Source organism: Bosea vaviloviae (genome assembly GCF_001741865.1).
GTDB classification, from domain to species: domain Bacteria; phylum Pseudomonadota; class Alphaproteobacteria; order Rhizobiales; family Beijerinckiaceae; genus Allobosea; species Allobosea vaviloviae.
In genome coordinates this window covers 5,384,117-5,401,178 of the sequence record NZ_CP017147.1, presented here as the reverse complement: position 1 = coordinate 5,401,178, position 17,062 = coordinate 5,384,117, and the positions used below count along the sequence as shown (strand labels likewise).

General features: G+C 65.0%; 20 protein-coding genes. 15 read left to right on the top strand and 5 right to left on the bottom strand.

What is annotated here, in order from left to right; all coding sequences use genetic code 11:
- Positions 1-104 precede the first annotated feature (104 nt).
- Positions 105-1,625, top strand: a complete 1,521-nt coding sequence (locus BHK69_RS24875) for a Do family serine endopeptidase (protein WP_244548312.1) — start codon at positions 105-107, stop codon at positions 1,623-1,625.
- 198 nt (positions 1,626-1,823) lie between these two features.
- On the opposite strand, the gene serB is transcribed toward BHK69_RS24875, so the two are convergent.
- The gene (serB, locus tag BHK69_RS24870) at positions 1,824-2,708 is read right to left on the bottom strand and encodes a phosphoserine phosphatase SerB (RefSeq protein ID WP_069692450.1); all 885 of its coding nucleotides are present in this window, start codon (positions 2,706-2,708) and stop codon (positions 1,824-1,826) included.
- On the opposite strand from serB, the gene miaA reads away from it, so the two are divergent.
- Entirely contained in the window at positions 2,679-3,647 is a 969-nt protein-coding gene (gene miaA / locus BHK69_RS24865) for a tRNA (adenosine(37)-N6)-dimethylallyltransferase MiaA (protein WP_069692449.1), read from the top strand. The genes serB and miaA overlap by 30 nt on opposite strands.
- A 3-nt stretch (positions 3,648-3,650) precedes the next feature.
- Here miaA and BHK69_RS24860 read toward each other — a convergent pair whose 3' ends face one another.
- Entirely contained in the window at positions 3,651-5,123 is a 1,473-nt protein-coding gene (locus BHK69_RS24860; protein ID WP_069692448.1) for a GGDEF domain-containing protein, read from the bottom strand.
- Positions 5,124-5,708: 585 nt separating this feature from the next.
- Here BHK69_RS24860 and BHK69_RS24855 point away from each other — a divergent pair.
- From BHK69_RS24855 to BHK69_RS24815, 9 genes are all read left to right on the top strand, one after another.
- Positions 5,709-7,472, top strand: a complete 1,764-nt coding sequence (locus BHK69_RS24855) for an acetolactate synthase 3 large subunit (protein WP_069692447.1) — start codon at positions 5,709-5,711, stop codon at positions 7,470-7,472.
- Between the two features lie 96 nt (positions 7,473-7,568).
- Positions 7,569-8,276: an aspartate/glutamate racemase family protein gene (locus tag BHK69_RS24850; protein WP_069692446.1), complete on the top strand. Its 708-nt coding sequence runs from the start codon at positions 7,569-7,571 to the stop codon at positions 8,274-8,276.
- Positions 8,273-8,962, top strand: coding sequence for a glutathione S-transferase family protein (locus BHK69_RS24845; RefSeq protein ID WP_069692445.1), 690 nt, complete (start codon positions 8,273-8,275; stop codon positions 8,960-8,962). Before BHK69_RS24850 ends, BHK69_RS24845 begins: the two co-directional genes overlap by 4 nt.
- A gap of 36 nt (positions 8,963-8,998) precedes the next feature.
- Positions 8,999-9,541, top strand: coding sequence for an acetolactate synthase small subunit (gene ilvN, locus BHK69_RS24840; RefSeq protein WP_069692444.1), 543 nt, complete (start codon positions 8,999-9,001; stop codon positions 9,539-9,541).
- A gap of 51 nt (positions 9,542-9,592) precedes the next feature.
- Positions 9,593-9,925 carry an AbrB/MazE/SpoVT family DNA-binding domain-containing protein gene (locus BHK69_RS24835; RefSeq protein WP_069692443.1) on the top strand — a complete coding sequence of 111 codons (333 nt, stop codon included), beginning with the start codon at positions 9,593-9,595 and terminating at the stop codon, positions 9,923-9,925.
- The gene (locus BHK69_RS24830) at positions 9,891-10,268 is read left to right on the top strand and encodes a type II toxin-antitoxin system PemK/MazF family toxin (protein WP_069692442.1); all 378 of its coding nucleotides are present in this window, start codon (positions 9,891-9,893) and stop codon (positions 10,266-10,268) included. Before BHK69_RS24835 ends, BHK69_RS24830 begins: the two co-directional genes overlap by 35 nt.
- Entirely contained in the window at positions 10,265-10,480 is a 216-nt protein-coding gene (locus tag BHK69_RS24825) for a hypothetical protein (protein ID WP_069692441.1), read from the top strand. The genes BHK69_RS24830 and BHK69_RS24825 overlap by 4 nt, the downstream gene beginning before the upstream one ends.
- A 116-nt stretch (positions 10,481-10,596) precedes the next feature.
- On the top strand, positions 10,597-11,343 hold the full coding sequence (locus tag BHK69_RS24820) for a helix-turn-helix domain-containing protein (RefSeq protein WP_069693937.1): 747 nt from the start codon (positions 10,597-10,599) through the stop codon (positions 11,341-11,343).
- A 107-nt stretch (positions 11,344-11,450) separates the two neighbouring features.
- Positions 11,451-12,176, top strand: coding sequence for a haloacid dehalogenase type II (locus tag BHK69_RS24815; protein ID WP_069692440.1), 726 nt, complete (start codon positions 11,451-11,453; stop codon positions 12,174-12,176).
- Between the two features lie 73 nt (positions 12,177-12,249).
- On the opposite strand, the gene BHK69_RS24810 is transcribed toward BHK69_RS24815, so the two are convergent.
- Complete coding sequence (locus BHK69_RS24810; RefSeq protein ID WP_069692439.1) at positions 12,250-12,795, bottom strand: DUF924 family protein; 546 nt, start codon at positions 12,793-12,795, stop codon at positions 12,250-12,252.
- 182 nt (positions 12,796-12,977) lie between these two features.
- Here BHK69_RS24810 and BHK69_RS24805 point away from each other — a divergent pair, with 182 nt between their 5' ends.
- The 4 genes from BHK69_RS24805 (at position 12,978) to BHK69_RS24790 (ending at position 15,525) form a co-directional block, all read left to right on the top strand.
- A complete protein-coding gene (locus BHK69_RS24805; protein ID WP_069692438.1) occupies positions 12,978-13,640 on the top strand; it encodes a TetR/AcrR family transcriptional regulator C-terminal domain-containing protein in 663 nt (220 codons plus the stop codon).
- A gap of 16 nt (positions 13,641-13,656) precedes the next feature.
- Positions 13,657-14,676, top strand: a complete 1,020-nt coding sequence (gene ilvC / locus BHK69_RS24800) for a ketol-acid reductoisomerase (protein ID WP_069692437.1) — start codon at positions 13,657-13,659, stop codon at positions 14,674-14,676.
- 391 nt (positions 14,677-15,067) lie between these two features.
- The gene (locus tag BHK69_RS24795; protein ID WP_069692436.1) at positions 15,068-15,259 is read left to right on the top strand and encodes a hypothetical protein; all 192 of its coding nucleotides are present in this window, start codon (positions 15,068-15,070) and stop codon (positions 15,257-15,259) included.
- Between the two features lie 38 nt (positions 15,260-15,297).
- On the top strand, positions 15,298-15,525 hold the full coding sequence (locus tag BHK69_RS24790) for a hypothetical protein (RefSeq protein WP_069692435.1): 228 nt from the start codon (positions 15,298-15,300) through the stop codon (positions 15,523-15,525).
- Between the two features lie 396 nt (positions 15,526-15,921).
- Here BHK69_RS24790 and BHK69_RS24785 read toward each other — a convergent pair whose 3' ends face one another.
- Together BHK69_RS24785 and BHK69_RS24780 are read right to left on the bottom strand one after the other, a co-directional pair.
- Complete coding sequence (locus tag BHK69_RS24785) at positions 15,922-16,287, bottom strand: ComEA family DNA-binding protein (RefSeq protein WP_069692434.1); 366 nt, start codon at positions 16,285-16,287, stop codon at positions 15,922-15,924.
- 243 nt (positions 16,288-16,530) lie between these two features.
- Entirely contained in the window at positions 16,531-17,055 is a 525-nt protein-coding gene (locus BHK69_RS24780) for a DedA family protein (protein ID WP_069692433.1), read from the bottom strand.
- Positions 17,056-17,062 lie beyond the last annotated feature (7 nt).

Below are 17,062 nucleotides of genomic sequence, written 5' to 3'. Positions count from 1 at the left end.
ACGGCGATTCACGCTGCATCGCGCTTCCGCCGTATTTTCAGGTTCATTACTCAGGCCTATTCTGGCAGGCTGATTGCCTGCCCATTCTCCTCATGAGGACCCTGATGGCATTCAAACAGTCTCCTCTTCGGATCGCCCGGATTGCATTGGTCTGCAGCACGGCTCTGCTGCCGCTGGGCGCCGCTTCGGTTCCCGCGCAGGCGAATTCGCCCGTGCTGGCCGGCCAGGTTTCGCTGGCCGATCTCGTCGACAAGGTCATGCCCGCGGTGGTCAACATCTCGGCAGTGACGACGGGAGACGCCAAGGGCCGCACCCTGCCGCAATTACCGCAGCTTGGCCCCGACACGCCCTTCGGCGACCTGTTCGAGGAATTCTTCAATCGGCGCGGCCAGGGCCGCGACGGCCAGAACCAGCAGGGCGAGCGCCAGGCGCCGCAGCCGCGCCGTTCGCAATCGGCGGGCTCGGGCTTCGTGATCGATGCGTCGGGTATCGTCGTGACGAACAACCACGTCATCGGTGACGCCAACGAGATCACGGTGATCTTTCCCAGCGGCCTGCGCCTCAAGGCCGAGGTCATCGGCAAGGACGCCAAGGTCGATCTCGCCGTGCTGCGGGTGAAGCACGACAAGCCGCTGCCCGCGGTCAAGTTCGGCGATTCCGACGCGATGCGCATCGGCGATCCGGTGATGGCGATCGGCAATCCGTTCGCGCTCGGCGGCTCGGTCTCCTCGGGCATCGTCTCGGCACGTAACCGCGACATCAGCCAGGGACCCTACGACACCTATATCCAGACCGACGCTGCCATCAACAAGGGCAATTCCGGCGGGCCGCTGTTCAACATGGCGGGTGAGGTCATCGGCATCAACACGGCGATCCTGTCGCCGACGGGCGGTTCGGTCGGCATCGGATTCGCCGTGCCGTCCTCGCTCGCGGCCAATGTCGTCGAGCAGTTGCGTGAGTTCGGCGAGACGCGCCGTGGCTGGCTCGGCGTGCGCATCCAGAGCGTCGACGACGCCACCGCCGAGGCGCTCGGCCTCGGCACGGCGCGTGGCGCGCTCATCGCCGGCATCGACGACAAGGGGCCGGCCAAGCCCGCGGGCCTCGAGATCGGCGACGTGGTCGTCAAATTCGACGGCAAGGAGGTCAAGGATTCGCGCGACCTGCCGCGCATCGTCGCCGCCACGCCCGTCGGCAAGGATGTGCCGGTCAGCATCGTGCGCAAGGGCAAGGAAGAGGTGAAGACCGTCAAGCTTGGCCGTCTCGAGGATGGCGAGAAGGTCCAGCCCGCCTCGGCACGCACGCCGGCCGAACCGGCCAAGCCTGCCGTGACCAGCGCTCTTGGCCTCGAATTCTCTCCGCAGACCGAGGAGCTGAAGAAGCGCTACGCGATCAAGGAAGGCACGAAGGGCGTCATCATCACCAAGGTCGACCCGAATTCGAACGCCGCCGACAAGCGCATCTCGGTCGGCGAATTGATCGTCGAGGTCGGCCAGGAGCCGGTGAACTCGCCTGAGGACGTGACCAAGCGTCTCGATGCCTTGAAGAAGGACGGCAAGAAGTCCGCCTTGCTTCTGGTCTCGAACGCGCAGGGCGAAGTCCGCTTCGTCGCGGTGTCGATGAACTGACGCTGGTCGTCATGGATTTGCGAAAGGGCGGCCGTCGAGGCCGCCCTTTTTTTGTGTTGTCGATTTGGGAGCTTTGTTCCGGAGTTCGCGCGATCCTTCGTAGAGTTCCGGAGCCCTCCGATGGATCCCGGAGCTGTGCGGCTTACGCCGCTTGTCCAGGATGATGCGTCGAGATTCCGGAGCTTCCGAGGCCAGGTGCTACCTGACGATCTCTGCGCCAGTATAGCCCTGGGCATAGAGCAGCGCCGTCAGATCGGCGTGGTCGAGCCTCGCATGGGCGGCGGCGGCGACCGCCGGCTTGGCGCGGAAGGCTGCGCCCAGGCCCGCTTCGCCCAGCATGGCAAGGTCATTGGCCCCGTCTCCAACGGCGAGCGTCTGTGCCGGGGCGAGGCCAAGACGCCCGCGCAATTCCAGTAGCGCATCGAGCTTGGCCTGCTTGCCGAGGATCGGGTCGGCGACCTCGCCGGTCAGCACGCCCTCATGCGCAAGCAAGACATTGGACCGGTGCTCGTCGAAGCCGATCATCGTGCTGATCGGCCCGGTGAAGACGGTGAAGCCGCCCGAGACCAGCGCGGTATAGCCGCCATGGGCGCGCATGGTGCGCACGAGCGCCGATCCGCCCGGCGTCAGTGTGATGCGGTCAGTAATGATCTCGCCGACGACCGAAAGCGGCACGCCTTTCAGCAAGGCGACGCGCTCGCGCAGGGCTGGCTCGAAGGCGATTTCACCGCGCATGGCGCGCTCGGTGATGCCGGAGACCTTCTCCTTGAGGCCGACATAGGCGGCGAGCTCGTCGATGCACTCCTGACCGATCATGGTCGAATCCATATCGGCGAGGAACAGCGCCTTGCGCCGCGTCGCTTCCGGCTGGACCACGATATCGATCGCGGCGCCCGCGAGGGCGAGACGGATCTCGGCTTCCAACTTGCGCGCGTCGTTCGCTTCCGCGAAGACGTCGGCGGCGATCTCGCCGTCGAGACGCGCGCTGCGCGTAAGGCCGGAGATGGTTGCCGAGAGATGGCTCAGCAGGCTGTCATCGACCAGCGCCTGACCATGGGCGGAAACGAGCGTGGCGACGAGCATGAGGAAGGACCGGGCAGGGTGACGATCAGGGCGGTGCTCATCGCAGGTCCGACGGCCAGCGGCAAGTCCGCGCTGGCGATGGCGATCGCGCGACGCTTCGGCGGCACCGTGGTCAATGCCGATTCCATGCAGGTCTATGCCGACCTCCGGATCATCACGGCGCGCCCGACGCAAGCCGAGGAAGCGTCCGTGCCGCATCGGCTCTATGGCCATGTCGACGGTGCGGAGAACTATTCGGCGATGCGTTACGCCGCCGAGACCGGCGCGCTGCTGGCGGAGCTCTGGCAGGCCGGCTCGTTACCGGTGCTGGTCGGCGGAACCGGGCTCTATTTCAAGGCGCTGACCGAAGGGTTCTCGGCGATTCCGCCAGTGCCGGAGGCCGTGCGGGCGGCGTTCCGCGCCCGCGTCGCGGGGCTGGAGACGGCAGCCTTGCATGACGAACTCCGGGCGCGCGATCCGGCCATGGCCGAACGGTTGCGGCCGAGCGACCGCATGCGGACCATGCGGGCGTTGGAGGTGTGGGAGGCGACGGGGCGTTCGCTGGCGAGTTTCCAGGGCGACCGCCGGCCGGGCCCTCTCGACGGCCTGCCGCTGCTGCGCCTCTTCGTGGCGCCGGAGCGCGAGGAGATCCGCGCGCGGATCGACCGGCGCTTCGAGGCGATGATGGCGGAAGGTGCGCTGGACGAGGTCGCGCGCCTGCGCGAGCGCCGGCTCGACCCGCTGCTGCCGGTGATGCGCGCCCATGGCGTGCCGGGGCTGATCGCCCATCTCGACGGCGATCTCTCGCTGGCGGAGGCGATCGCGCGTGGGCAGGCCGATACGCGCGCCTATGCCAAGCGGCAGGTCACCTGGTTCCGGCATCAGATGGCGGGATGGACGGCTGTCGCGCCCAGCGCTGCGCTGGATGGCGCCTTGCAGGCGATCGAGGCCGCGTCCTGAGGATCAGGCCGCGGCTGCGGCCGTGGTGACGAGGGCGGGCTCGGCCAGCCTGATGCAGTCGCGGCCGTCGTTCTTGGCGCGGTAGAGCGCGCGGTCGGCGCGCTCGATGAAGGCGGTGAAATTCTCGCCCTTCTGCCGCGTGGCGATGCCGAAGCTCGCCGAAACCTGCAGGGCCAGCGTCTCCGACACCGGCAAGCGCTTGGTTTCGAGGGTGTGCTGCATGCGCTGCGCCATGCGCCGCGCCGTCGCTGCATTGGCGCGAGGCAGGAAGACCGCGAACTCCTCGCCGCCGAAGCGGCCGACGAGGTCGCTGTCCGAGCGAACCGTGCCGAGCAGCAGATCGGCGAAGGCGCGGATCACGGCATCGCCGGCGGCGTGGCCGTGGCTGTCGTTGACGCTCTTGAAATGGTCGAGATCGACGATGATCAGGGAGGTGTCGTCACCGCTCGCATCGCAGGTCGCGATGGCGGCATTGGCCTTCTCGATGAAGGAGCGCCGGTTCAAGAGGGCCGTCAGCGGGTCGGTCTCGGCCAGGCGCCGCAATTCCTGCTCGCGCTCCTCGCGCTGGCCGATCTCCTGCGACAGGGCCCGGCGCGTCGCGCGTTCGCGGCCGATCTCGAGCGCCAGCGTCGCCGCCCGGCTCTGCAGGGTCTGGTTGGCGACCATCAATTCGGAGACGTCGGTCATCGTCATCACGAGCCCGTCGCCGAGCGGTGCGATGGCGATCTGCAGCCAGGTGACCTTGCCGTCATGGCTGAAGGAGGTTTCGATCATGTCGCTGCGGCGCAGTTCGATAGCGTAGAGGCAGCGTCGCCAGATCATGGCGTCGGCGAGGAAGGGCAGGCTCTCGCGCGCTTCGGTATCGTGCAGGTTCTCGTCGCCACGGCCCGCCATCACTGCCGCGCGTTGATTGGCGGTGATGATCAGCGTGCGGATGATGTCGCCCTGGTCGTCGCGCATGGCCCGCAGCGCCACGATGCCCGAGGGCGAGGTCTCCAGGACAGTGGTGAGAAGCTCCTCGTGGAACTGCAGCGGTCGGCTGAAGACGACAAGGAAGCGCTCGCCATTGCGCGCCGTGGTCGGCATCACCAGCCGCTCCCACAGGCAGACTCGAACCGTCTTGAGCGAGCGATGCACGGTATAGGCCGGCTTGCCGTCGCTGAGCGCCTGATCGTAGCAGGCGGCGGTGAAGCGGGCGACCTGGGGCGTCATGCTGGAGATGCGCTCGCCGAGCCGGCTGCCGCCGACATAGCGCGCGATCTCGCGGCCGTAATGGACATAGGCGTAGTCGCCGTCCTCTGTGGGGGCGAGCACCATCACATCCTCACCAAAATTCGGCAGAACCTCGTCGCAGAACGCTTCATGCGGCGCGCCACCTTCATCCTGGGCATGCCGCGCGAAGCGGTGCAGGAGCTCCGCGATCTCCTTCGCATGGGCTCGCGCCACGATGTTTTCGGTGTGGACTTCCTGATACATAACGTTTCCGGTTCCAAGTCGGCGGACGCTAGATCACGTCGCATTCGGACGGCTTCGTCCGAATGCGAAAAACGTGATCGATTCTAAAAGTTTAGAGCATTGCTCACGCAAAAACCGGTTCCCACTTTTCCGCGCAATGCACTCGATCACGTCGCATTCGGACTGTTCCGTCCGAATGCGAAAAACGTGATCGATTCTAAAAGTTTAGAGCATTGCTCACGCGAAAAACCGGTTCCCACTTTTCCGCGCAATGCTCTATCAGTGCGTCCTTGAAAAAGTGTTCCCTTCGGTCAATCGATTTTCGGGGTTGGCGGCAGGGGCGGCGAAAGCCTGCTCGCGCGACTGTGGGAAGGCGGTTGGCGTTGCCGCTTGACCGGGCGCGACGCCTCCGCTAGCGTCCGGCGATATCTGCAAAAGGTGGAAGCGCGATGCGCAAGCTTATTATCGTACGGGTGCGCTGGTAGGGGCCGGTTTTAACAAACCGCGCGTCCCCGACGCCAGCGCACGTCCAGGCCCCTCCGAGGGCCTTTTTTATTGCCCGCTTTCCCCCGACCGACCTCAACATAGCTGCCGCAGGAGATCGTTATGAGCGAGATGATGACCGGAGCCGAAATGGTCGTCCGCGCGCTTCAGGACCAGGGCGTCGAACATCTGTTCGGCTATCCCGGCGGCGCGGTGCTGCCGATCTATGACGCGTTGTTCCAGCAGGACAAGGTCAAGCATGTCCTCGTCCGGCACGAGCAGGGCGCGGTCCATGCGGCTGAGGGCTATGCCCGTTCCTCTTCGGGCAAGGTCGGCTGCGTGCTCGTCACCTCCGGTCCCGGCGCGACCAATGCCGTCACCGGGCTGACCGACGCGCTGCTGGATTCGATCCCGATCGTCGTCATCACCGGCCAGGTTCCGACGCATCTGATCGGCTCCGACGCCTTCCAGGAATGCGACACGGTCGGCATCACGCGCTCCTGCACCAAGCACAACTACCTGGTGAAGAGTATCGCGGACCTGCCGCGCGTCCTGCACGAGGCCTTCTATGTCGCTGCCAATGGCCGTCCGGGCCCCGTCGTCATCGACATCCCGAAGGACATCCAGTTTGCGACCGGGGCCTATAGCCGTCCGCGCGACAACCAGCACAAGACCTATAGGCCGACGGTCAAGGGTGATCTGAACCAGATCAAGGCTGCGATCGAACTGATCGCCAAGGCGAAGCGCCCGGTGTTCTACACCGGCGGCGGCGTGATCAATTCGGGGCCGCACGCTTCGGCGCTGCTGCGCGAACTCGCGCGGCTGACCGGCTATCCCGTCACCTCGACATTGATGGGACTTGGCGCCTACCCCGCCGCGGACAGGCAATGGCTCGGCATGCTGGGCATGCACGGCACCTACGAGGCCAACCTCGCGATGCATGACTGCGACGTCATGATCAATATCGGTGCGCGCTTCGACGACCGCATCACCGGCCGGCTCGACGCCTTCTCGCCGCGTTCGAAGAAGATCCACGTCGATATCGACCGGTCCTCGATCAACAAGAACGTCAAGGTCGATATCGGCATCGTCGGCGATTGTGCCCATGTGCTGGAGGACATGGTCCGGATCTGGCGCGAGACCTCGCCCCAGATCGACAAGACCGCGCTCACCGCCTGGTGGACGCAGATCGATGGCTGGCGGGCGCGCAAAAGCCTCGCCTACAAGAATTCGTCCTCGATCATCAAGCCGCAATACGCGCTCGAACGACTGCATGCGCTGACCAAGGACCGCGATACCTACATCACGACCGAGGTCGGGCAGCACCAGATGTGGGCGGCGCAATATCTCCATTTCCAGGAGCCGAACCGCTGGATGACCTCGGGCGGGCTCGGGACGATGGGCTACGGCCTGCCGGCGGCGATCGGCGTGCAGATGAAGCATCCCAAGGCCCTCGTCATCGACGTCGCCGGCGAGGCCTCGATCCTGATGAACATCCAGGAGATGTCGACGGCGGTGCAGTACCGGCTGCCGGTCAAGATCTTCATTCTCAACAACGAGTACATGGGCATGGTGCGCCAGTGGCAGGAATTGCTGCATGGCGGGCGCTATTCGGAGAGCTATTCGCAATCGCTGCCCGATTTCGTGAAGCTCGCCGAAGCCTATGGCGGGCACGGCATCCGCTGCTCCGATCCGGCCGCGCTGGATGACGCGATCATGGAGATGATCGACACGCCCAAGCCCGTGATCTTCGACTGTCTCGTCGCCAAGGAAGAGAACTGCTTCCCGATGATCCCGTCGGGCAAGGCGCATAACGAGATGATCCTGGCCGATTTCGAAGGCGACACCGGCGACATCATCGACGCCAAGGGCAAGCAGCTCGTTTGAGCGGCAATCGGCAGTAGGCAGTAGGCAGTAGGCAGTAGGCAGTAGGAATGGGCGGCATCCGACCGCCCATTGCCTACTGCCGTTGTGGAGCAACGCATGACGACAATCGGCCTGATCGGCGGCATGAGCTGGGAATCGACGGCGGTGTATTACCGCCTGCTCAACGAGGGCGTGCGTGCGCGCCTGGGTGGGCTGCATTCCGCCGACATCATGCTGCATTCGCTGGATTTCGGGCCGATCGCCGAGATGCAGGCGAGGGGAGACTGGGAGGCGGCCGGCGATGTGCTGGCCGACAGCGCTAGGCGGCTCGAACAGGCCGGCGCCGGCTGCATCGTCTTGTGCACCAACACCATGCACAAGCTGGCCGACAGGATCACCGGGGCGACGCGCGTGCCGTTCCTGCATCTGGCCGACGTCACCGCCAAGGCGATCAAGCGCAGCCCGTCGCGGCGGCCGCTGCTGCTGGCGACACGCTTCACCATGGAGCAGGATTTCTACCGCGACCGCCTGCGCGCCTTCGGCGTCGATGCGATGGTCCCGGATGTCGCGCAGCGCGGCGACGTCCACCGCATCATCTATGAGGAGCTGTGCCGGGGCGTGATCGAGCCTGCCTCCAAGAAGCGCTATCTCGATATCGTCGCGGAGGCAGTCGGGCAGGGCGCCGACGGCGTCATCCTCGGCTGCACCGAGATCACCTTGCTGGTCTCCCAAACCGATTTCGCCATTCCGGTGTTCGACACCACGGCGCTGCATGTCGAGGCGGCGCTCGACGCGCTGGCAGAGTCTGCGAGCGCTGCAGCATGAAGCTCCTCATCGGCAACAAATGCTATTCGTCCTGGTCGCTGCGCGCCTGGTTGTTGATGCGTGCCAAGGGCATCGCCTTCGAGGAGGTGCTCATCCCACTCGACCAGCCAGGGTTCAAGGAGGCGATCCTGGCTCATGCGCCCGGCAGTGGCGGGACAATGCCGATGCTGATCGATGGCGAGGTCGCCGTCTGGGAGACGCTGGCGATCTTCGAATATCTGCACGAGAGCTATCCCACGCACGGCATCTGGCCGCGCGATACCGCAGCGCGCGCCCATGCCCGGGCCGCCGTCAGCGAAATGCATGCCGGATTCATGGCGCTTCGCAGCACCTGCCCGATGAATCTCGGCAAGCGTTTCGCCAGCCGCGACCGGGGTGCGGCGGTCGCCAGGGATGTCGCCCGCATCAACGCGCTGTGGCGCACGGCGCGTGAGCGTTTCGGCATGCCGGCTGGCGGCCCCTATCTCTATGGCGAGTTCTGCGCAGCGGACGCGATGTTCGCGCCAGTGGCCAGCCGCCTCGACACCTACGGGATCGCGGTGGATTCCCTATGCCAGGATTACCGCGACGTGGTGCTGGCGCATCCGGCTTATCGTGACTGGCTCGAGGCCGCACTCGTCGAACCCTGGATACTCGATCAGGACGAGGTCGATGAACCGGCTCTGGTCGATCTCCGCCACGTCTAATCCCTGTTTCCTTCCGCGACGCTCACAGGTTGTCCGATGCCCAATTCCGCCACGCATTATCCCAACGCCCCCAAGGCCGAGCCCGTCGCCCGGCACACGCTGGCCGTGATCGTCGACAACGAGCCCGGCGTGCTCGCCCGCATCGCGGGCCTGTTCTCGGGCCGCGGCTACAACATCGAGAGCCTCACGGTTTCGGAGACCGAGCACGACAAGCATATCTCGCGGATCACGGTGGTGACGTCGGGCACGGCCCATATCATCGACCAGATCAAGGCGCATCTCGACCGGCTGGTGCCGGTCCACCGCGTCGTCGACCTGACCTTGCAGGGCGAGGCGCTGGAGCGCGAGCTTGCTCTGGTCAAGGTGGTCGGCAAGGGCGAGCATCGGGTCGAGGCGATGCGTCTGGCAGCGGCCTTCGGCGCGCGCACGCTCGACGCCTCGCTGACCTCCTTCGTCTTCGAACTGACGGGATCGACCGACGAGATCGAGCGCTTCATCAAGCTGATGACGGTGGTCGGCCTGACCGAGGTCTCGCGCACCGGCATCGCGGCGATGAGCCGTGGCCCGGACGCGATGTGAATTGCCGGATATCCGGATCGGGTATATTGGATATCCGTAACGGAGGCGGCGATGAAGGTCCAGGTCGCGAAATGGGGCAACAGCACCGCGGTGCGGCTGCCCAAGGCAGTGGTCAAGCAGCTCGGCTTGACCAGCGGCATGATGCTCGACGTTTCGGTCGATGACGGGGTGGTGAAGCTTGCGCCGGACCTCGATGAGGCCAAGATCGAGGGCGCTTCGGCCGGGAAGCCGGAGCCTTTTCCTGTCACGATGGAGTGGATGATCGCCGAGGCCGAGCGACTTGGCGGGCTGAAGAACGCGCCAGAGGATGATTTCGATTGGGGTCCTGACGTCGGCTCAGAAATTATCTATGACGACTACAACCCCCGCCGAAAAGCGCTTTGAGCCCGGCGAAGTCTATTGGGTCGATCTCGACCCGGTCGTCGGCTCGGAACAAGGCGGTCGCCGGCCGGTCCTGATTCTGTCGGACGAGTCCTTGCATCGCATTTCTGGTCGAATCCTGGTGTGCCCAATTACCTCCAACCGCCAGTTCTGGCCGACGAAAGTTATCATTCCGCCGGGCTGCGTGGTCTCGGGCGCGCTCCTGACGGATCAGGCCCGCATGCTCGATCGGGCGCGGGCACGCCGTTATATCGGTCGTCTGCCTGATGATCTGACTGTGCGGGTCAAGCATCGCATCGCGGCATATATGGGCATCGCGCCAACGCTCGAACCGGAGGCGCCATGACCCTCACCCTCGAACATATCGCCCTCGGGCTCGGCATCGTGGGCTTCGCCTGCTTCGCCTGGCCGATCATCCAGCGCATGAACGGCAAGGCGGAGCCCGAGGCTCCCGGCAGCGGCAAGAGCCTGCGTTCGCCGCTGTGGTGGGTGGGCTTCATCCTGACGATCGCGGCGATCTTCCTGCAGCGGATCGCAAGCCAGCAGATGGGTGGCTAGAGGCTGTTAGCGACTCTGGGAATGAACGGCCCGCTCTTGATCACCCGCGGTCATTGGCGGCAAATGGATCGGCATGATCCCGGGCGCATGGGCGCGCGATGTCGATTGGGGACGCGATGTCGGTCCATCTCGAAATCCGAAGCTATTGCGGCGGAGACCGCCATCGCCACGACTTCAGCCAGATCCTGCTGCCGATGCATGGCGCCATGAGGCTGGATATCGAGGGACGGTCCGGAATCGTCTCGAGCAATTGCGTCGCGATCGTCCCGCAGGACTGTGAGCACGACTTCGTGCCGAGTCCGGATTGCAGCATGCTCGTCCTCGACGTCGAAACGGCGGCGTTCGCCGGCGAGGCGGTGCCGGCCCTGTTGTGCCATGCGAGCCCGTCGCTCACGCCGATCGAGCCCTGGCTGTGGCGGATGTTCCGCCAACTCGGCGCCGAGGTCGAAGCTGGTGCATGCCGGGCCCGCGATGCCGCCCGCCTGGCGCTGGCAGGGCTGCATCTCGTCGAGCCGAGCAGGCGGCCTCGGCCCTGGTCGCGGTCCGAGCACCGTGTCCTCGGCGTCGCGGGGGATGCACAGACGGCGAGCGTGGCGGAGATGGCCCGGATGGCGGGCCTCGGCCAAAGCCAGTTCCACGCCCTGTTTCGGGCGACGACGGGCCGTTCGCCGAAGCAATTGCAACTCAGCCAGCTGTTCGAGAGAGCCGTCGACGCATTGGTCGGCACGTCCACGCCGATATCGGAGATCGCCTACGGATTGGGCTATCAGAACGCCTCGTCCTTCAACCGGCAGTTCAAGCGGCGCTTCGGCCTCACGCCGTCAGAATTCCGTGCCGCCAGCCGCAACCAGGCGGGGAACTGAGCGCAGGATCGCAGCTTCGGTCAACGCGTTCGGAGCTTTGCCTCATCACGGCCTTGCAGGGCCCCGCTAAGGTCAAACCTCATAACGTCGTATGAGGAGTCCTTTCGATGAAGCTGACCGAGTTCAAGGTTCTGACGTTCGATTGCTATGGGACGCTGATCGACTGGGAAACCGGGATCTGGAACGCGCTGCAGCCGCTGTTGAGCGCGGGGCAACTCGAGCTGGGGCGCGAGGAGGCGCTCGCTCGTTTCGGGCGCTATGAAAGCGAGCAGGAACAGGCGACGCCATCGCTACGCTATTCCACGCTGCTCTCCGTGATCCATGCGCGCTTCGCCAGGGATCTCGGCGTGCGCATCCATGCCGATCTGAATGAACGCTTCGGTGCGTCCGTGCCGGACTGGCCGGCCTTTCCGGACTCCGCCGAAGCGCTCGCCTATCTCAAGCGGCACTACCGCCTCGTCATCCTGTCGAACGTCGACCGCCAGAGCTTTGCGGCCAGCAACAGGAAACTCGGCGTGACCTTCGACGGCATCTACACCGCCGAGGATGTCGGCTCGTACAAGCCCGATCCGCGCAATTTCGCCTATCTGCTCGAGCATCTCGCGGCCGATCTGGGCCTTGGTCCGAGCGCGGTGCTGCATACGGCGCAAAGCCTCTATCATGACCATGTGCCGGCCAGGGAGGCGGGGCTGGCTTGCGCCTGGATCGACCGGCGCTTCGGCAAGGCAGGCAGTGGCGCGACCCCGCTGCCTGAACACCTGCCGAAGGTGAACTTCCACTTCAAGAGCCTTGCCGAATTGGCGCAGGCCCATCGGGAGGCCGCCGCAGCCTGATCGCGTTCACGCGAACCGGTGTCCGCTTCGCTCGAAAACGCTCTGGCGTGCTGCGGCTGGTGTGATGCCGGCTTCAGCCGCTGAAGCCGCCTTCAGTGAGGAAGGCCTGTTCGTCCGCCGTCGTCGGCCGTCCCAGCACCGGGTTGCGGTGCGGAAAGCGGCCGAAATCGCGGATGATGTCGCGGTGGATCTCGGCGAATTTCACGCCGTCGGGATCGTCCGACGCCGCGCAGAGCGCAATGCAGCGCTCCTGATGTCCGAGATCCTCGGCATGCATGAACGGCATGTAGATAAAGCGGCTCTCGGGCGGCGCGAAGGCGCGGTCGAAGCCCCTGGCGACCGCGCGCTCGGCGATGCCGAGCGCCATGGCGTCGGTGGCAAAGGCGCGCGGGCTGCCGCGGAAAAGATTGCGCGGAAACTGGTCGAGCAAGATCAGCAATGCGTAGACGCCTTCAGGCGTCGCCTCCCAATCGGTCAGCTTGCCGGCCGCCGCAGCCTCATGCGTCGCCAGGAAGCGCCGCCGGATTTCGGCGTCGAAGGCCGCGTCCTTGGAAAACCATTTATCCGGACCGGCTTCGCGCCAGAAGGCGACAATCTCCGCTGCGGAGGACAGGTTCACGGGCGTCTCCCAAAATCAGGCGAAAGCTCTTGGTCGGCGAAGGCTCTTGGCGGGACGGGTAGCCTGGGTCCCGCGCGCGGCCAAGGAAATTCCGCGGCGGTGAACCAAGCCGCTTGCATCGCGGCGCGCGCTCCTGTAGACGGCAGAACCGTAACGTACGGTACGCAACTGCGGCTCCTTTCATGGCCACTCCCATCGACGCACAGCAGGAAGGTCCGACCGCGCGCCAGCAGGCCGTGCTCGACGCCGTGCTGGGGCTGATGGTGGAGAAGGGCGATCACCTGACCATGACGGCGGTTGCCCGCCGCGCGAGCTGCTCGAAGGAAACGCTCTACAAATGGTTCGGGGACCGTGATGGTTTGCTGACGGCGACCGTGCAGTGGCAGGCATCAAAAGTTCGAGCGGGCAATTACGACCGGCAGACGCTCAACGCGCTTGGCCTGCGCGACAGCCTGACGCGCTTCGCCGCGAACTGGCTCGGCGTGATCTCGAGCTCGACCTCGGTCGCCCTGAACCGCATCGCGATCAGCCAGGCGGGCTCGCACGCCGGCAATCTCGGCGCCATCGTGCTGGCCAATGGGCGCTTTGCGATCGGCGAGCGTCTGAAGCCGGTCCTCGATGCCGGGCGCGAGGCCGGTCTCCTGGCCTATGACGACACTGAGACGGCGTTTCGCAGTTTCCTCGGCCTTGTCGGCCGCGACGTGCAGATCCGGCTGTTGCTGGGCGATGCGCTGACACTCGGACAGGCCGAGATCGAGCGCGATGCGGAGCGCGCGACCGAACAGTTTCTCACCCTCTACGGCACGGCGAAAAACGATCCGGGCCTGGATAAGACCAACGCGTGACAAAAGGAGACACCCAATGCGCGTTTATTACGATCGTGATGCGGACATTAATCTGATCAAGGGCAAGAAGGTCTGCATCGTGGGCTACGGCTCGCAGGGCCATGCCCACGCGCTGAACCTGCGCGATTCCGGCGTCAAGGACGTCATCATCGCGCTCAAGACCGGCTCGGCAACGCGCAAGAAGGCCGAAGAGGCGGGCTTCAAGGTGATGACGCCGACCGAGGCCGCCAAGGTTTCCGACATCATGATGATGCTGACTCCCGACGAATTGCAGGGCGACATCTATCGCGACGAACTGCACGCCAACATGAAGGAGGGCTCCGCGCTCCTCTTCGCGCATGGCCTCAACGTCCATTTCAACCTGATCGAGCCGCGCAAGGACCTCGACGTGCTGATGGTCGCCCCCAAGGGGCCCGGCCACACGGTGCGTTCGGAATATCAGCGCGGCGGCGGCGTGCCGACCCTCATCGCGATCCACCAGGACGCGACCGGCAACGCCCATGACCTCGGCCTCAGCTACGCCAGCGCCAATGGAGGCGGTCGCGCCGGCATCATCGAAACCACCTTCAAGGAAGAGTGCGAGACCGATCTCTTCGGCGAGCAGGTCGTGCTCTGCGGCGGCATCGTCGAGTTGATCAAGGCCGGCTACGAGACGCTGACCGAGGCCGGCTATGCTCCCGAGATGGCCTATTTCGAGTGCCTCCACGAGGTGAAGCTGATCGTCGACCTGATCTATGAGGGCGGCATCGCGAACATGAACTACTCGATCTCGAACACGGCCGAGTATGGCGAGTACGTCACCGGCCCGCGCATCATCACGCCTGAGACCAAGGCCGAGATGAAGCGCGTGCTGACCGACATCCAGTCGGGCAAGTTCACCCGCGACTGGATGCTGGAGAACAAGGTCAACCAGACCTCGTTCAAGGCGACCCGCGCCCGCATGGCCGCCCACCCGATCGAGGAAGTCGGTGCCAAGCTGCGCGACATGATGCCCTGGATCAAGGCGAAGGCTCTCGTCGACAAGACCAAGAACTGATCCAGTTTTCCGCTGCGACGGCCCGACTCACGCCTGGCCTTTGGAATCAAGGCCAAGGCCCTGGTCGACAAGACCAAGAACTGATCCTCTTCTTCCGCGACGGCCCGGCTCGCGCCGGGCCTTTGGGATCAAGGCGAAGGCTCGCGTCGACAGGGCCAAGACCTGATCTGGCGCCTGCCAGTGGCTGAGATGCTGATTCAACTGCTTGTCGGCTTGATTCCGCTTCTCGGTGCAAGGTTTTGGTAAGGTTAAGATAATCCTGATTTTCAAAAGAGGCGGGCGCAGCGATGCGCCCGCCTTTCTCGTTCCAGAGCACGGTTCGCCATATTGGGCGGAACCGAGGCGCGCTTAGTGCGTTTCCATGGCTAGCAGGATCAACCGGGGCACGGGCATGGCACGGGAACGGGATTCCAGCGAACGGGCCGTCCACGAGCGCGACCGGTCGGCGCACGAGACCGAGGCCGATCCTGGCGATGTCCTTCAGCAGGAGGGCGGCCCGAATTGGCCGTTGCTGATCGCGCTTCTGGGCGGCCTCGTGGTGGCGCTGCTCGCCAACACCTTTGTCGGCCTGCTGCCCGATTGATCCGTCCGCGACAATTGCGGCTGGGGAAGGAGGCTCAGATGACGACCCAGACAGAGGAACGCGCCAAGGCGCAATCCGAAGGGCTGCAGCATGGCGACCGAATTCCGCCGATGCGGGCCGACGACCATTCCGATGCCGATCCCGCAATCGAGACGCCCGTCGAGGCGCGTCAGGGTTTCCTCGGCAAGCCTGTCCTGTTGGTGCTCGCCGTTGCGCTGATCCTGACCGCCATAGCGGGCATTCTCGTCGGAGCGTTTCCGAGTTGAGCCACAAGGCTCACGGCCTTCGCGAGGCCAAGAATTTCGACATGCAGGATTTCGACATGCAGGATTTTCGACATCACGGAGGAGGGTGACATGACGGTTCTGAAGCTGCTCGACTCGCAGACCCTCACGCGCATCGTGCTGGGGCTGTGCTTCGGCCTGATGGCGGCGGTCATCGCCGGCTTGATCCGGAGCTGACCGCCTAGCCGGACGCGCGAGCGTTTTTCGGCGAAGTGGATTACCCGTTCGCGTGAAGAAAACGCGTTTAACAAACAGCCAGCTGCTGTTGAAGGATTCTGTTGGATCGGAAATCGCTCTAAAACGGCCCGGCGGTGGTCCGCCGGGCCTCGCTGCGTCTCGCCGTCGAACCGGCGCGGAGGCCGGTTCAGCAGATGACGTTCAGAAGGTGATCTTGTCCTTGATGTCGGCTTCGACATTGGCGGGCAGCACGTTGCGCTTCACCAGATCGGCGAAGTCCTTGAACTTCGTCTTCGCGCGCTCCTCGATGATCTTCTTGGAGCGGGCCTCGCCGATGCCTTTCAGCGTGTCGAGTTCGGTGGCGGTCGCCGTGTTGATGTTGATCTTCTTGGTCTGGGCGGGCTGCGTCGCTATCGGCTTGGCGGGCTGAGCCGCGGGAGCCGCCGGGGTGGTGACCGGAGCGGTCGGCTTTGCAGGCGTCGCGGGCTGCGTCGCTGTCTGCGCGAAACCCTGGCCGGCGGTCAAAGCGAGCGCGGCGAGGGGGATCAGGAAACGGGAGATCGTCATGTCATGGACCTCAGTGTTCGGCCCGGATTGTCGCATCTGACGGAGGCCGGGCCCTTCGCCAGACGACGCTGCCGGCTTGAGGCCGGTCCAGCGTGTCACGGCAGCGTCGAACCGCTTGGTGACGGGCGCCGACGTGACGCCGCCATATCGCGCCGGGCGGCGTGAACCCGCGCTGAATGGCGCATTCAGCCAATTGCAGTGTTTCGGCGGCGGGTTTCCGATCGAGGGAAACCGGCGCCTGCGCTAATGCGTCATCAATTCGGCGAGGCGCCCGGCGCCGTAAAGCAGCGCGAAACCCCAGACGGTCGAGGCGATCCAGTTGGCGATCTGGAAAGGCCAGAAGGGCATCTGCACGATGCCGGCGACGATCGCGATCACGGCGCGCAGCGGCCCGAAGAAATGGCCGATCAGGATGCTGGCGACGCCCCATTTTTCGAAGAAGGCATGGCCGCGCTCGAGCAATTGCGGGTTCTTGTTGAGCGGCCAGTAGTCGCCGACGCGGGGGCCCAGCACGAGGCCCGCCCAATACGAGACCCAGAAGCCGCAGCCCGCTCCGGCCGAGGCGGCGGCGGCGAGCGGGATCAGGTTCAGGCCCGACGCACCGGCCGCGGCTCCAAAGGCGGTGAAGAACACGGTTGCCGGCACGAGCCAGGACAAAACCGCGACGCATTCACAGAAAGCGACCAGGAAGACGATAGGGATCGCCCATTCCTGATGGGCCCGCATGAACTCGACGAGCGCTTGCATCCAGAGTTCGAGTTGGGCCATGGCGAGC

Excerpts from the sequence above, each read along its gene's own strand:
- BHK69_RS24875 (WP_244548312.1), top strand. The coding sequence starts at position 105 with ATGGCATTCAAACAGTCTCCTCTTCGGATCGCCCGGATTGCATTGGTC.
- miaA (WP_069692449.1), top strand. The coding sequence starts at position 2,679 with ATGGGCGGAAACGAGCGTGGCGACGAGCATGAGGAAGGACCGGGCAGG.
- serB (WP_069692450.1), bottom strand. The coding sequence starts at position 2,708 with ATGCTCGTCGCCACGCTCGTTTCCGCCCATGGTCAGGCGCTGGTCGAT.
- BHK69_RS24860 (WP_069692448.1), bottom strand. The coding sequence starts at position 5,123 with ATGTATCAGGAAGTCCACACCGAAAACATCGTGGCGCGAGCCCATGCG.
- BHK69_RS24855 (WP_069692447.1), top strand. The coding sequence starts at position 5,709 with ATGAGCGAGATGATGACCGGAGCCGAAATGGTCGTCCGCGCGCTTCAG.
- BHK69_RS24850 (WP_069692446.1), top strand. The coding sequence starts at position 7,569 with ATGACGACAATCGGCCTGATCGGCGGCATGAGCTGGGAATCGACGGCG.
- BHK69_RS24845 (WP_069692445.1), top strand. The coding sequence starts at position 8,273 with ATGAAGCTCCTCATCGGCAACAAATGCTATTCGTCCTGGTCGCTGCGC.
- ilvN (WP_069692444.1), top strand. The coding sequence starts at position 8,999 with ATGCCCAATTCCGCCACGCATTATCCCAACGCCCCCAAGGCCGAGCCC.
- BHK69_RS24835 (WP_069692443.1), top strand. The coding sequence starts at position 9,593 with ATGAAGGTCCAGGTCGCGAAATGGGGCAACAGCACCGCGGTGCGGCTG.
- BHK69_RS24830 (WP_069692442.1), top strand. The coding sequence starts at position 9,891 with ATGACGACTACAACCCCCGCCGAAAAGCGCTTTGAGCCCGGCGAAGTC.
- BHK69_RS24825 (WP_069692441.1), top strand. The coding sequence starts at position 10,265 with ATGACCCTCACCCTCGAACATATCGCCCTCGGGCTCGGCATCGTGGGC.
- BHK69_RS24820 (WP_069693937.1), top strand. The coding sequence starts at position 10,597 with ATGTCGGTCCATCTCGAAATCCGAAGCTATTGCGGCGGAGACCGCCAT.
- BHK69_RS24815 (WP_069692440.1), top strand. The coding sequence starts at position 11,451 with ATGAAGCTGACCGAGTTCAAGGTTCTGACGTTCGATTGCTATGGGACG.
- BHK69_RS24805 (WP_069692438.1), top strand. The coding sequence starts at position 12,978 with ATGGCCACTCCCATCGACGCACAGCAGGAAGGTCCGACCGCGCGCCAG.
- ilvC (WP_069692437.1), top strand. The coding sequence starts at position 13,657 with ATGCGCGTTTATTACGATCGTGATGCGGACATTAATCTGATCAAGGGC.
- BHK69_RS24795 (WP_069692436.1), top strand. The coding sequence starts at position 15,068 with ATGGCACGGGAACGGGATTCCAGCGAACGGGCCGTCCACGAGCGCGAC.
- BHK69_RS24790 (WP_069692435.1), top strand. The coding sequence starts at position 15,298 with ATGACGACCCAGACAGAGGAACGCGCCAAGGCGCAATCCGAAGGGCTG.
- BHK69_RS24785 (WP_069692434.1), bottom strand. The coding sequence starts at position 16,287 with ATGACGATCTCCCGTTTCCTGATCCCCCTCGCCGCGCTCGCTTTGACC.
- BHK69_RS24780 (WP_069692433.1), bottom strand. The coding sequence starts at position 17,055 with ATGGCCCAACTCGAACTCTGGATGCAAGCGCTCGTCGAGTTCATGCGG.